Annotated in this window: 8 protein-coding genes; 4 read left to right on the plus strand and 4 right to left on the minus strand. The window is 65.4% G+C overall.

Annotation, left to right across the window (positions count from 1 at the left end; translation table 11 throughout):
• Positions 1-29 precede the first annotated feature (29 nt).
• Both tldD and QFZ41_RS14805 read left to right on the plus strand, forming a co-directional pair.
• Positions 30-1,469, plus strand: a complete 1,440-nt coding sequence (gene tldD / locus QFZ41_RS14800; RefSeq protein ID WP_429199445.1) for a metalloprotease TldD — start codon at positions 30-32, stop codon at positions 1,467-1,469.
• 838 nt (positions 1,470-2,307) lie between these two features.
• Positions 2,308-9,258 carry a beta-1,3-glucanase family protein gene (locus QFZ41_RS14805; RefSeq protein WP_429199446.1) on the plus strand — a complete coding sequence of 2,317 codons (6,951 nt, stop codon included), beginning with the start codon at positions 2,308-2,310 and terminating at the stop codon, positions 9,256-9,258.
• Between the two features lie 363 nt (positions 9,259-9,621).
• Here the strand turns inward: QFZ41_RS14805 and yjgA are convergent, their stop codons facing one another.
• Complete coding sequence (gene yjgA / locus QFZ41_RS14810) at positions 9,622-10,164, minus strand: ribosome biogenesis factor YjgA (RefSeq protein ID WP_429199447.1); 543 nt, start codon at positions 10,162-10,164, stop codon at positions 9,622-9,624.
• Positions 10,161-10,406, minus strand: a complete 246-nt coding sequence (locus tag QFZ41_RS14815) for a DUF1653 domain-containing protein (RefSeq protein ID WP_429199448.1) — start codon at positions 10,404-10,406, stop codon at positions 10,161-10,163. The genes yjgA and QFZ41_RS14815 overlap by 4 nt, the downstream gene beginning before the upstream one ends.
• A 120-nt stretch (positions 10,407-10,526) precedes the next feature.
• Here QFZ41_RS14815 and pmbA point away from each other — a divergent pair, with 120 nt between their 5' ends.
• A complete protein-coding gene (gene pmbA / locus QFZ41_RS14820) occupies positions 10,527-11,876 on the plus strand; it encodes a metalloprotease PmbA (protein ID WP_429199449.1) in 1,350 nt (449 codons plus the stop codon).
• A gap of 95 nt (positions 11,877-11,971) precedes the next feature.
• Positions 11,972-12,376, plus strand: coding sequence for a DUF4870 domain-containing protein (locus QFZ41_RS14825; protein ID WP_429199450.1), 405 nt, complete (start codon positions 11,972-11,974; stop codon positions 12,374-12,376).
• Between the two features lie 181 nt (positions 12,377-12,557).
• Here the strand turns inward: QFZ41_RS14825 and ispA are convergent, their stop codons facing one another.
• On the minus strand, positions 12,558-13,463 hold the full coding sequence (gene ispA, locus QFZ41_RS14830) for a (2E,6E)-farnesyl diphosphate synthase (protein WP_429199451.1): 906 nt from the start codon (positions 13,461-13,463) through the stop codon (positions 12,558-12,560).
• Positions 13,444-13,704: an exodeoxyribonuclease VII small subunit gene (locus tag QFZ41_RS14835; RefSeq protein ID WP_429199452.1), complete on the minus strand. Its 261-nt coding sequence runs from the start codon at positions 13,702-13,704 to the stop codon at positions 13,444-13,446. The genes ispA and QFZ41_RS14835 overlap by 20 nt, the downstream gene beginning before the upstream one ends.
• Positions 13,705-13,706 lie beyond the last annotated feature (2 nt).

Raw genomic sequence — 13,706 nt, forward strand, 5'->3', positions numbered from 1 at the left:
GCCTCCCGCTTTCCCTACCGGCTGCCCAGATGGATTCCCTGATTTCCCTCGCCGAACGTCGCCTGCTCACGCCGGGCGGCCTTGCCTCCAACGACCTGGACCGGGTGTTTTCCCAGCTCATGGGCCCCTCGATCGATGCCGCGGACCTGTATTTCCAGCACTCGCGCAGCGAGTCCTGGGTGCTGGAGGAAGGCATCGTGAAGGACGGTAGCCATTCGATCGAGCAAGGCGTCGGTGTACGGGCCATCTCCGGCGAGAAGACCGGCTTCTCGTATTCGGATGAAATCGTCCTGCCGCAGCTGCTGGAGGCTTCGCGCGCCGCGCGTGCCATCGCCCAGGGCGGCGCAGGCGCTGGCAAGCCGCTGGCGATCGCCACCGGCCGTGGGTTGTACCCGGCGATCGATCCGGTGGAGAGCCTGCCCAACGAAGAGAAAATCGCGCTCCTGCGCGAGGTGGATGCGTACGCGCGGTCGCGCGATCCGCGGGTGAAGCAGGTGGTGGTAAGCCTGGCGGCGACGATGGACACGATCCTTGTCGCCGGTTCCGACGGCACGCTGGCCGCCGACGTGCGCCCCCTCGTACGCCTGAACGTGCAGGTGATCGCCGAGCAGAGCGGCCGTCGCGAGCAGGGACACGCCGGTGGCGGTGGCCGCTACGGTTATCGGGAACTGATCGAGAACGGCCGCGCCCATGCGTTCGCCGCCGAAGCCGTGCGCCAGGCGCTGGTCAACCTGGAAGCCGTGGACGCCCCGGCGGGCAGCATGACGGTCGTGCTCGGCCCGGGCTGGCCGGGCATCCTGCTGCACGAGGCCATCGGTCATGGACTCGAAGGCGACTTCAACCGCAAGGGCAGCTCCGCGTTCGCAGGGCGCATCGGCCAGCGCGTGGCGGCCGAGGGCGTCACCGTGGTTGACGACGGCACGTTGCCGGGCCGGCGCGGCTCGTTGAGCATCGACGACGAAGGCACGCCCACCGAGTGCACCACGCTGATCGAGAACGGCATCCTCAAGGGCTACATGCAGGACAAGCTCAATGCGCGCCTCATGGGCGTGAAGTCCACGGGTAACGGCCGCCGCGAATCGTTCGCGCAATTGCCGATGCCGCGCATGACGAACACGTACATGCTCGCAGGCAACCATGAGCCAGAAGAGATCATCCGCTCGGTGAAGCGCGGCATCTACGCGGTGAACTTCGGTGGCGGGCAGGTGGACATCACCAACGGCAAGTTCGTCTTCTCCGCGAGCGAGGCGTACCTCATCGAAGACGGCAAGGTCACGCGTCCGGTGAAGGGCGCCACGCTGGTCGGCTCGGGCCCCGACGTGCTCACGCGCGTGTCGATGATCGGCAACGACCTCGCGCTCGACGAAGGCGTGGGCGTGTGCGGCAAGGACGGCCAGAGCGTGCCGGTCGGCGTGGGTCAGCCGACCCTGCGGGTCGACGGCATGACGGTCGGAGGCACCGCGGCCTGATCTTGCCTCGGCTCGGCTCGGCTTCGCCATCGCGTTTTTTTGCGTGTCGAGGCAGGGGAGCCGCCGGGTGCCGTTCTCGTTCGCTAAGTCCTCGTCCGGCCTTCGCCTCCCTGCGGAATCGCTCAGAGAGCGGCACCCGACGACTCCCCTCCGGACGGCGCGGTGGATCGCAAGGCGAGCGGCGTGACGTTGCTAGTGATTTCCACCATTGCTTAGGTCGGCTGGCTTTCGTTCATCGACTCGCATCTGATGAAGTCATGGCGCGCTTGCGTTGCTCCTTCCACGCATCTTGAAAAGCCGTTGTCTTTTTTCTCGAGAATGCGCCGGCGAAACCAGATAGTACGTTCGTATGCGCTTACCCCGTCATCCACATCCGCTCCGCTTTCCACTGAGCTACCTCACGCTTCGGAGGGGAGTCGTCGGGCGTCGCCCTGGGAGCGATTCCGCAGGGAGGCGTAGGCCGGACGAGGACTTAGCGACCAGGGTGACGCCCGGCGGCTCCCCTGCCTCGACGCTGAAAAGCCGTCTTGTCCAAACCTATCCACTTTCGTTAAATCGGACGCATGTCACGGAACGCGAGCGTATGGTCGATGTTTAGGGATAGGTAACCCTATTTGGTATTGTGACTGTCATTACGCAGGCGGATGATCCGCGCAGACAGCGTATGGATGGCTAAACCCGGTAGAGCAGCAGGGGCTCGCACAGACCGGCATCAGGGTTGACAGTCCACTCACCGCAGAACGACCAGGCAGCCGGCGGCATGTTCGCCGGCTCATGGCGTCGTGCGCGTCGAGCATCGCGCTGTTCCCACGCGGCACAAACAGGGGACCCCGCTTCAATGACACGACAACCCACATCACCCGGCAGTACGCAAAGGCGGGCGAGGCTCCGTGCCTTGCTCGCCCTGGCGTTCGTCGGCGTAACCGCGACGGCACAAGCCGTCACGCTCGCGCCGTCGGACCGGCAGGACATCAACCTCGGCGCACGGCCCTGGAAGTACACCAAACAGGCCATCGTCAATCCAAACGACCCGGTGGTGTACGCGCCGGTGCCCAATGGCGACGACGGGGCCAACCCGACATTCAACGACAGTAGCTGGCTGACCGTCGGCATCCCGCACGCGGCCAACGACTTCACCACCTTCATCAACCAGGAGTCCGGCGGCGGACAGGGCAGCCTGGACGGCGAGACCAGCTGGTATCGCGTCAAGCTGACCGACTCGGCGAAGTTCGCTGGCAAGAAGGTGATGGTCGAGTTCGAGGGTGCGCACACGGGTGACCGTGTGTACCTCAACGGCCAGTTCATCCACGGCACGGGCGTGCTCAACCAGGCGGGCCAGCCGGACGAGAACGCCACCCACGTCATCGGCTTCCTGCCACATATCGTCGACCTGACGCCGCTCATGAAGTTCGATGGCACCGACGTGCTGGCGGTCAAGGTCAGCCGCAGCGGCGGCGGCTTCTTCGAGGATCCCGGATTCTCCGGCTCGTTCCGTTTCGGCCAGGCGGAAGCCGGCCTGTTCCGCCCGGTAAAACTGCACGTGACGAACTTCGTGCATATTCCGGAGAACGTCTACGCCGGCCAGAACACATGGGGCACGTACGTCGGCACCCAGAGCATCGCCGCCGACCACAGCACCGCCACCGTTCGCGTACAGACCAATGTCGTGAACGAGACGAAAGATCCGAAGTCGGTCATCCTGACCACTCAGATCGTCGACGCGCAGGGTAACGTCGTCGCGTCGGACCAGCAGCAGAAGACGCTCGCGCCGAACTTCGTTCCCGGCGACCAGACGCCGGTTTTCGACGAAACGCTGACGGTCCCGCATCCCACGCTCTGGTACCCGAACAACAGCCTGGACGGCAAGCCGTATCTCTACAAGGTGCTGCATACGGTCAGCATCGACGGCGTCGTGGTGGATGCGAAGCAGAGCACGCTCGGTATCCGCACCATCACGTGGGACAAGGACTTCCCGTACGTCAACGGGAAGAAACAGTACATGTGGGGCGGTTCCGGCCGTTACGATTATCCGGCGCTGGGTTCCTCGGTGCCCGAGGAACAGCAGTGGCGCGACCTGCAGCAGCTTGCCGCCGGTGGTGGCAATCTCTGGCGTCCGGGTCACTCCCCGTCGAGTCCCGAGTTCGTCGAGGCGGCCGATGCGTTGGGCGTGTTCATCGTGCAGCCCAGCGGCGATGGCGAGAACGGCTTCGCCAATCCCTGCGCCGCGGGTGACAAGGCCTGCAACGACATGTGGACGATCAAGCGCGAGGTCCACCGCGACATCGTGATCCGCGACCGCAGCCATCCGTCGATCCTGGCCTGGGAACACGATAACGGTGCGATGTTCACGCCCTTCGCGGTGGAACTTCGTGCGCTGGCGCGTTCGTGGGACAACATCGCCCCTCGCGCCGCGGCCGACCGCACACCCGATGCCGCCAACGGCGACATTCTCAGCTGCTCGAAGGCGGGTTGCGAGACCTACCTGCATTCCACGGAATTCCCGAACAAGCCCGCATGGGGCGCGGAATACTGGGGGCCGGGCACGCTACGCCATTCGTACGACCATGAGCTGGCTTTCGCCCTGAACTACCTCGTGCCGTATTCGCAGGCGCGCAAGGTGGGCACGTTCGGCATGGCGCAGTGGTACATGTCCGATACCCCGGGCGAAGTCATCGAGATGGTCGAAGGCCTCGAAGACGGTACCCATTGGGTCTACCAGCGCGACGCGAACGGCAACATCGCGAACCACCCCGACGGAAATCCGATCAAGGCGTTCCGTCACAACGTGCGTGGCAACAACGCGTCGATGACCGACGCGAACCGTTTCCCACGCATGCTGTACTACATCTACGAATCGGTGTGGGTGCCTTACGAACTCCGTCCGGTCGTCAAGCTGGCGCATCACTGGAATCGCGCTGGCGACATCCAGGTCAACGCGTTCAGCAATTGCCCGAAGGTTCGCTTGCTGATCAACGGGGTGCCGCAGGGACTCGACCAGACGCCCAACACCTGGGACACGATCGACGAGGCGTCCTATAACGCCGAGAACGGCGCGACGGACGAATCGACCGGCAAGATCGTCGGCTCCGACAAGGCGCAGATGACGACGAAGCTGCCGGGCCAGGTCCACTGGAACGTAACGTGGCAGAAGGGCAGCGCGACGGCCCAGTGCCTGGACGCGGTGGGCAACGTGCGTACCGACGACAGCGGCAACGCCGTGGCCGATACGGTGACGACCGCGGGCGCGGCCGACCATATCGAACTGGACGTGGTGCCGGCGGTGGTGAAGCCGGATGGCACGCGCTTCCAGGTGACCGCGAACGGCTCGGATGCCGCCTTCATCGTCGCCAAGGTGGTCGATGCCGACGGCGTCGTCGTGCCGGACGCGTCGCAGAAGGTGACGTTCGACGTGGTGTCCGGTGCGGACATCGTCACCTACCAGGGTGGCACCCAGCAGTATGTCGACTACAGCGCCGGCCTCCAGCCGGGCGAGCAGCCGGCCAACCCGGGCGTCTACATTCCGGAGCCGCTGCACAGCTACCACTCGCCGGGTTCGCATGAACTGCAGTTCGAAGGCGGCTTGCAGAAGATCGCGTTGCGCTCGAAGTTCGCGGCCGGCAAGGTCACGATCACGGCTTCGGCACCGGGTCTCCTGGCGGGGTCCGCCACGTTCGACATCGTCGACGTGCCGGCCGCGCCGACCGTCTCCGGCCCGCCGGCCATCATCGCGCAACCGATCGGCCAACAGATCACCGCCGGCGACTCCGGACGGTTCTCGGTGACGGCCTCCGGCGCTCCGCCGCTGACCTTTACGTGGAAGAAGAACGGCGTTGAGATCCCGGGTGCGACGGGTGCGAGCTACACCACCCCGGCGACGACGCTGGCGGATGACGGTTCCACGTACTCCGTCGTCGTTCATGGCCAGGGACCGGACCAGGCATCGGCGCCGGCCACGCTCAAGGTATTCCCCTTCAGCCAGGTCGTGATCTCGGCCCAGCCGCTGCCGCAAAATGTGGACGAGGGCCAGAGCGCCCACTTCCAGGTCGCGGCATCGGGATCGCCGACGCTGGCCTATCAGTGGATGAAGAACAACGCACCTATTCCGGGTGCGACGAACCCGACCTATGACACGCCGACGCTGAGCGTGGCCGATAACAACGTCGGTTACTCCGTGGTCGTCAGCAATTTCGGCAGTTCCGTGCCGTCGATCACCGCTCCGCTCACCGTGAACGCGGCGCGTCCGCCGGTGATCACCGGAACGATGGCCGACGTTCGCGCCAACCCCGGCCAGCCGGCCATCTTCGATGCATCCACGCTGGTGGCCGGTACCTCGCCGTTCCACTACAAGTGGTCGCACGACGGTACGCCGGTCGGCGACGACCTGCCGACGCTGACGATCCCGTCGGTGCAGCCAGGCGACGTCGGCACGTACACCGTATCGGTGAGCAACATCACCGGCACGGCGGCGACTACCTCCGCCAAGCTCACCCTGGCCCCGCCGGGCGCGAACCTGGCGCGTGAAAAGGCGACGCTCGCCTCCGAAGTCGAAAATCCGCAGGGCACGGCGGCGTGGCAAGCCGTCGACGGTGACGAGACCACGCGCTGGGGTTCGAAGATCGGCGACGACAAAGCGTTCATCACGGTGGATCTCGGTGCCTCGCGCACCTTCAACCGCGTCGTGCTGAAGTGGGAGAACGCGCATGCCAGTTCGTACGAGATCCAATATTCGGATGATCCGAACACCGGTTTCGATACGCACGTCGCCTATCACACCGATACGAGCATCGGCGGTACCGAGGACGTCACCTTCGACAAGGCCGTCACGGGACGCTATGTCCGCATGCAGGGCCTCGCCCGTGCGACGGACTACGGCTACTCGCTGTACGAATTCGAGGTGTACAACTCGCCGACCTGCTGCAACCTGACCGACCGTTACACGACGACGACGGGTTCCAATCTCGTGACGGACACCCTGAGTGGCTTGCAGTGGGACCGCATCCAGCGCGGCTTCTCCGACCAGGGCGCGCAGTTCACGCAATCCGTGGCGATCTCGACATGTGCCACGGCGAGCATGCGCTTGCCGACCGTCGCCGAGGCGCTGGCCATCGCCGGCCAGAACTATTCCACGGCGGCGTTCCCGGGAGCCTGGACCACCTGGACCGAAGGCAAGGATCCGAACGATTCCACGTTCGCCTTCCAGGTGAACTCGACCGGTGACGTGCATCGCGAAGTGGCGGAGAACAACCCCGGTCATGTGCTGTGCGTGAAGGGCACCAAGGCGGTGGCTCCGGTGATCACCGGCCAGCCCGCCCCCCAGAAGGCGGGCGTCGGCCGTTCGGCGCACTTCGCGGTGACCGCGACGGGCGTGGGTCCGTTGACGTACGACTGGTACACCGTGACCAAGGACGCCAACGACCAGGACGTCCTGTCCCTGCTGTCGAGCACAGCCGACGGCACGTATGCGACGCGGGGCCTCACGGCGGCGCAGAACGGCAGCGTCGTGCGTGTGAACGTGGTCAGCGCCCAGGGAATCACGACGGCGAGTGACGATGTGACCCTGACCGTCGACAATTCCACCGACGGCTTCGATCCGCCCACATGGGCTGGCCCGGCGCCGCAACAACCGCAGCCGCCGCAACAGCCGGGTGACGGTGGCGGCAGCAATCCGCCCAGCCCGGGCACGCCGGGTGACGGCAAGGGTGGCGTGAACATCGCGCTCGGTGCCATCGCGTCGTCGCACGTCGATCCTGAGCGCGGCGACCTGGATGCATCCAAGGCGGTCGATGGCGACTTCACGACCCGCTGGAGCTCCGCGCCGGGTATCGACCCGACCGACCTGGTGCTGAACTTCGGCACTCCGAAAACCTTCGACCACGTGATCCTGCGCTGGGAGAATGCGTATTCGAGTTCGTACACGCTCGACACGTCCAACGATGGCACCACCTGGACTCCGGTGTTCAAGGATCCGATCGTCGGCAAGGGTGGCGTGGACACGCAGACGTTCACGGCGGTGACCGCCCAGTACGTGCGCATCAACAGCAAGGCGCGCGCCACCGGTTACGGCAACTCGCTGTTCGAGTTCGAGGTCTACCAGGCCGCCACTGCGTCGCAGCCGCAACAACCGGTCAACGACCAGCCGCAGCAGACCCAGCCGCAGCAGCCCGAGGTGGGTGTTCCTGCCACGGGCAATCTCGCCCTGAAGAAAACGGTACTCGCGTCCGACAGCGAGAACCCGGTCGCCTTCAAGCCCGAGAACGTCAATGACGGCGACACTGGCACGCGTTGGTCTTCGGGCTTCACCGACAACCAATGGATCCAGGTCGACCTCGGTTCGGTGCAGGTGATCGGCAAGGTGGTGTTGTCGTGGGAGAATGCGCATGCGCTCGCCTACCGCATCGATACCTCGATCGACGGCAAGACCTGGACGCCGGCCTACGACAATGAGAGCAGCCAGGGTGGCGTGGAAACCGTCACTTTCCCGGCCCGATCGGCACAGTACGTGCGCATGACGGGCCTCAAGCGTTCGAGTCCCTATGGATACTCGCTGTGGGAAATGGGCGTCTATGCCGCCGATGGCAGCGGCGACACCGGCACGCCGCCGGAGAACCCGCAGGCTAACGATCCGTCGCAGGGCTTCAACTACGAAACGTACCCGGGCTTCATCGGTACGCAGCTGCGCAACACGACCAATGGCAAGTATCGCGACGACCAGATCTACGTCGCCGTGATCGGCCGTGATCCGGCCTCGCAGGTGTTCTCGTGGGTCAAGCCGGACGGCACGCTGACCGCCGCCGCGGTGGAAGACAACGATGGTCCGGGACATCTGACCAAGAACGGCCAGAATTACCCGAACTATTTCTTCACCCTGGCGCAGGCCAAGTTGCTCAAGCTGCCGAAGATGGACTCGGGACGGATCTTCGTGTCGATCGGCGAGCCGATGTACATCAAGATCCTGAAGGCGGCCGACGGTTCGATCGGCTTCGCGGGTCCGAACCCGCTCAACGGTACCGACCCGAACATCGGCGTGTACTACGACTGGTATGAGTTCACCTGGAACGACAACGCCATCTTCATCAATACGACGCAGGTCGACCAGTTCTCGATCCCGTTGTCGCTCGATGTGTATGGCGGGGACAAGACGAGGCACGAGTCGTCGGGCATCACGCAGACGCGCGCGCAGATCTTCGCCCAGTACAACCAGGAGGTGCCGGCCGAGTTCCAGTTGGCGGAAGCGGACCCGATCCGCATCCTCGCACCGGGCAAGGCGGCGTTCGACGCCGGGCAGCCGCAGGGTCATTACTTCGACGACTACATCGACCGGTCGTGGACGTATTACCAGGACCACGTGCTGCAGATGACGATCGGCAACAAGCAGTTCGAAGGCACGGTGATCGATGGCGTGCTGACCTTCACCCACACCAACTGGGCCGACACGCACGAGCAGGACGAGCCGGAAGGCATGCTGTTCAAGGTGGCCAGGCCCAACACGCAGGACGTACTCGAAGGCAAGGGCGCGCTGGCCCGGTCGAGCGACCCGTGGGGTGTTGAAGGCCAGCTCGAAGCGCAGATCTGCGCCGCGTTCAACCGTCACGTGATGGAAGACACGACGCTGTGGAAGGATGCCGGTTCGTTCTACCAGCAGTCGCCGGCCAACTACTATTCACGCTTCTGGCACCTGCACGGCGTGAATGGCAAGGCTTACGGTTTCGCGTACGACGACGTTTCCGACCAGAGCTCGACGCTGATCGAGACCCAGCCGGAGCATCTCGAACTCGGGATCGGCTTCTAGGCGATAAGCGGTAAAAACCTGAGAAAAAGAAAGGGCGGTGGAGAAATCCACCGCCCTTTTTCATGACCCGGCGAGAGCCAATAACCCGGTGGGAGCCGGTAGAGACCTGGTGGGAGCCGACTTGTCGGCGATCCCGCGGCAGCGGGCCGGGTTAAGGCAAGCACCCATCGCCGCTGAAGCGGCTTCCCACCACAGCACCGAATAGACCAGCTTAGGAAGAGACCTGGTGGGAGCCGACCTTGTCGGCGATCCCGCGGCAGCGGGCCAGGTTACGGCAAGCACCCATCGCCGACAGGGTCGGCTCCCACCGAACCCTTCCACCAAATCCTTCCACCGGTTCCTTCCACCGGACCTATCGCGGCCTTATTCCCCGGGCGAAGCGGCTTCCAGCTCTTTCAATATCCGGTACAACTCGCGAAACGCGTGCAGCGGCTTGTTCGCCTCACGCTCCGCCTTGGCCTGGCGAACCAGCGAGCGCAGGTGCTGGCGGTCGAGGTCAGGGTACTGGTCGAACAATTCGCCGAGGGCGACATCGCCACCTTCCATCAGTCGTTCGCGCCGTGCTTCCAGGCGATGCATGTGCGCGGCTTCTTGCCGCTGGCGATCGCGATCCTCGCCCAACGCGGCGCGTGCATCGGTGAACGCCTCGTCGCCGTGCCGGCGCATCTGCTTGGCGAGGAAGGCCAGTTGGCGCTTGCGCGCGATATGCGCGGTGATTTTCCGCGTGCGCCCGATTTCCTCGACGATGTCGTCGGGCAGGTTCAGCTTGGGAATCCGGCTCGGCGGCAATTCCATGAGCTGGCCGGCCAGCTTCAGGATATCGAGCGCGTTGCGGCGCTTTTCGCTACGGCTCGGGCCGAAGTCTTCTTCGTCCCCGTCTTGCGGGCGGTCGTCGACAGGCTTCATGGCTGGGCATCCGTCAGGGGCTGGAAATCCGCCTCGCGCTCGAACGTGAAGCGGGGGAAGGTCTTGCCGTCGCGCTCGACCGTCTCGGCGAACATCGCGGCGGGGCGTACCCACAGCCGGTGCTGGTCGTAGAGATCCTGGTAGACGACCATTTCCTCCATCGACTCACTGTGCAGGGCGGTACCCAGCACCCGGTAGGGCATGCCCTTGAAGTGGCGGTAGTAGCCGACACGGACGCTCATACGGTATTTCCATGGCACCATGCGCGGTGCGTTGCTTTTGATCGGGTGACGCGACCCCATCTGTATCGGGTCGGCCGCGTGCGGCCTGCCATTCTAACCGCCAGCCCCCGGGATGCCCACGTGAGCCAAGTTGCGACCCTCGACACCAGCCAACAGGACCTCGACCGCCTCGCCAGCCTGGCCGAGGACGTGATCCGCCGTGCCCGCGCCGCCGGCGCGAGCCAGGCCGAGGTCTCCGCCAGTGTCGACGTGGGCCTGAACGTGAACGTGCGCCTTGGCGAGGTCGAGACGGTGGAGCATACCCGTGACCGCGGTTTCGCCCTTACCGTGTATTTCGGCCAGCGCAAGGGCTCCGCGAGCACCGCCGACCTCAACCCGGACTCGATCCAGGCGACCATCGACCAGGCCTGCGCCATCGCGCGGTTCACTGAAGAAGACCCTGCGTCGGGCCTCGCGGACGCCGATCGCATGGCCACGTCGTTCCCCGACCTCGACCTCTGGCACCCGTGGGACATCGACGTGGACGGGGCCATCGCCCTGGGCCAGGAGATCGAAGACGCCGGCCGCGCCGTCGCCGGCATCACGAATTCCGACGGTTCCAGCGTTAACGCGGGACAAAGCCTTTCGGTGTATGCCAATTCCCACGGCTTCCTCGGTCGCGAGCGCGGCACGCGGCATTCGCTCTCCGTGGCGCTGATCGCGGGCGACGACGATGGCATGCAGCGCGATTACTGGTACGACAGCGTGCGCCATGCGGGCGATTTCATGGACGCGGGCACGATCGGCCGCAAGGCTGCCGAGCGCACGCTGTCGCGTCTCGGCTCGCGGCGCATCGGTACGCGGCAGGCGCCGGTGCTATTCGCGCCGGAGGTGGCGCGCTCGCTGCTCGGCCATCTGCTGGGCGCCGTGAGCGGTGGTTCGCTGTACCGCCGTTCGAGTTTCCTGGTGGATCACGCGGGCAAGCAGATCCTGCCGTCGTGGTTCCGCATCGATGAAAAGCCCCTGATTCCCCGGGGGCTGGGCTCGTCGGTGTTCGACGCCGAAGGCGTCGCGACGCGCGATGCGCCGCTCGTGGTCGACGGCGTGCTGCAACGTTACATCCTCGGTAGCTACTCGGCGCGCAAGCTGGGCCTGACGTCCACCGGCAATGCGGGCGGGGTGCACAACCTCTTCGTGCAAACAGGCGCCGACGACTTCGCGGGCATGCTGCGCAAACTGGGCACCGGCCTGCTGGTGACCGAAGTGATGGGGCAGGGCGTGTCCATCGTCACCGGCGACTATTCGCGCGGCGCCTCGGGCTTCTGGGTCGAGAACGGCCAGATCGCGTACCCGGTGGAAGAGATCACCATCGCCGCCAACCTGCGCGACATGTACGCGAACCTCGTGGCGGTGGGTACGGACGTCGACCGCCGGTCGCATATCCTCACCGGCTCCTGGCTGGTCGAGAAGATGACCATCGCCGGCGAGTGATCAGGCGGTGGGGGCCGACCATGTGCCGCAAGTCGGCTTGACAGGTGGCCGGGCGAATCGGACAGTGGGCGCGACATCGCCCACGGAGTTCCGCCATGAGTACGCCGTCCGATCAGGTTCCGCCGTCGCCTCCGCCGTCTCCGCCCCCGTATGCGTCCACCGATCCGGTGGCACCAAGCACCGACGACAAGAACATCGCGATGCTGACCCACCTCTCGGGGATCATCTTCAGCATCATCGTGCCGCTCATCGTCTGGCTGGTCCATAAGGACCGCGTCGAAAAGACCTACCTCGTGACCGAGGCCAAGGAAGCGCTGAACTTCCAGATCACCGTGCTGATCGGTTACGTGATCTGCTGGGTGCTCGCCTTCGTCGTCATCGGTGCGTTCCTGACGCCGCTGCTGTGGTTGTTCAACCTGGTCTTCTGCATCATCGCGGCGATCCGGGTGAGCCAGACCGGCACCTACCGGTATCCCTTCGCGTTGCGCTTGATCGCCTGAGCGCCGTGCCTCGAGGCTTTTGTGGGAGGTTTTTGTGGGAGCCGACCTTGTCGGCGATGGGTGCTTGCCTCAATCTGGCCCGCTGCCGCGGGATCGCCGACAGGGTCGGCTCCCACCAAGGGTCGGCTCCCACCACGGGTCGGTTTTCCATCTTGAGCGGCTGCCACAGGAGAAACGGGGATCAGTGGCCGCGGTGTGCGGAATAGCGTGCCAGTTCGGCCAGATATTCGCCACGTTCGCCCAGCGGCTCGATGGCTTCGAGTGCCTCGTCGACAAGACCGGCGAGGCGCACGCGTGAGGCGTCGAGGCCGATGATCGATGGGAAGGTGGGCTTGTCGGCGGCCGCGTCCTTGCCGGCGGTCTTGCCGATCACGGCCGATTCGCCTTCGATGTCCAGGATGTCGTCGCGGACCTGGAAAGCCAACCCGACGGCGTGACCGTAGCGGTCGAGCCGTTCCAGGGTCGTCTCGTCATCGCAGCCCGCGGCGAGCGCGCCCAGGCGGATCGACGCCCGGATCAACGCACCCGTCTTGTAGGCGTGCATGCGCTCGAGTTCTTCGAGTGATAGCCGGTGTCCCACGCCAGAAAGGTCGAACGCCTGGCCGCCCGCCATGCCTTCCGCGCCACAGGCCGCGCCGAGTGCCCGCAGCATCGCGATGCGACGCGGCGCATCGTCGTCGTCACCGGACGAGGCGGCGAGGATCTCGAAGGCGAGGGCTTGCAGGGCGTCGCCGGCGAGTATCGCCATGGCCTCGCCGAACACGATATGGCACGTGGGCCGGCCACGGCGAAGATCGTCGTCGTCCATCGCGGGCAGGTCGTCGTGCACCAACGAATAGGCGTGGATGATTTCCACCGCGCAAGCCGGCGCATCCAGGATCGGGCCGTCGCAGCCGAGCGCGTGTCCGGTGGCGTAGACGAACAGGGGGCGCAGGCGCTTGCCGCCGCCGAGCACGGCGTAGCGCATGGCCTTGTGCAGGTCGACGGGCGGGAGGTCTTCGCCGGGAAGGACGCGCGCGAGCGCTTCGTCCGCCCGGACGACCAGCGCCTTCAGCGGCGCCGGCAGGTCAGTCGATGCGGGAGTCAAAGGGTTCGGCGGTATCGGGAGCTTCGGGGTCGAGCAACAGGCGCACGCGCAATTCCGCCTGCTCCAGTGCCGTCTGGCAGTGCCGGTAGAGTCCGATACCGCGCTCGAACGACTTCAGGGATTCGTCCAGGCTGAGTTCGCCGCCTTCCATGCGGGTGACCAGCTGTTCGAGCTCGTCCAGCGAGTGCTCGAATTCGGCAATCGAGGAGGCGGGAACGGGGATGGCGGGGGACTTCGGCATGG

It is taken from the genome of Luteibacter sp. W1I16 (genome assembly GCF_050434905.1).
In the GTDB taxonomy this organism is placed as follows: domain Bacteria; phylum Pseudomonadota; class Gammaproteobacteria; order Xanthomonadales; family Rhodanobacteraceae; genus Luteibacter.

Coding starts and splice junctions, on each gene's coding strand:
- yjgA (WP_429199447.1), bottom strand. CDS start 10,164: ATGAAGCCTGTCGACGACCGCCCGCAAGACGGGGACGAAGAAGACTTC.
- QFZ41_RS14815 (WP_429199448.1), bottom strand. CDS start 10,406: ATGAGCGTCCGTGTCGGCTACTACCGCCACTTCAAGGGCATGCCCTAC.
- QFZ41_RS14835 (WP_429199452.1), bottom strand. CDS start 13,704: ATGCCGAAGTCCCCCGCCATCCCCGTTCCCGCCTCCTCGATTGCCGAA.
- tldD (WP_429199445.1), top strand. CDS start 30: ATGGATTCCCTGATTTCCCTCGCCGAACGTCGCCTGCTCACGCCGGGC.
- QFZ41_RS14805 (WP_429199446.1), top strand. CDS start 2,308: ATGACACGACAACCCACATCACCCGGCAGTACGCAAAGGCGGGCGAGG.
- QFZ41_RS14825 (WP_429199450.1), top strand. CDS start 11,972: ATGAGTACGCCGTCCGATCAGGTTCCGCCGTCGCCTCCGCCGTCTCCG.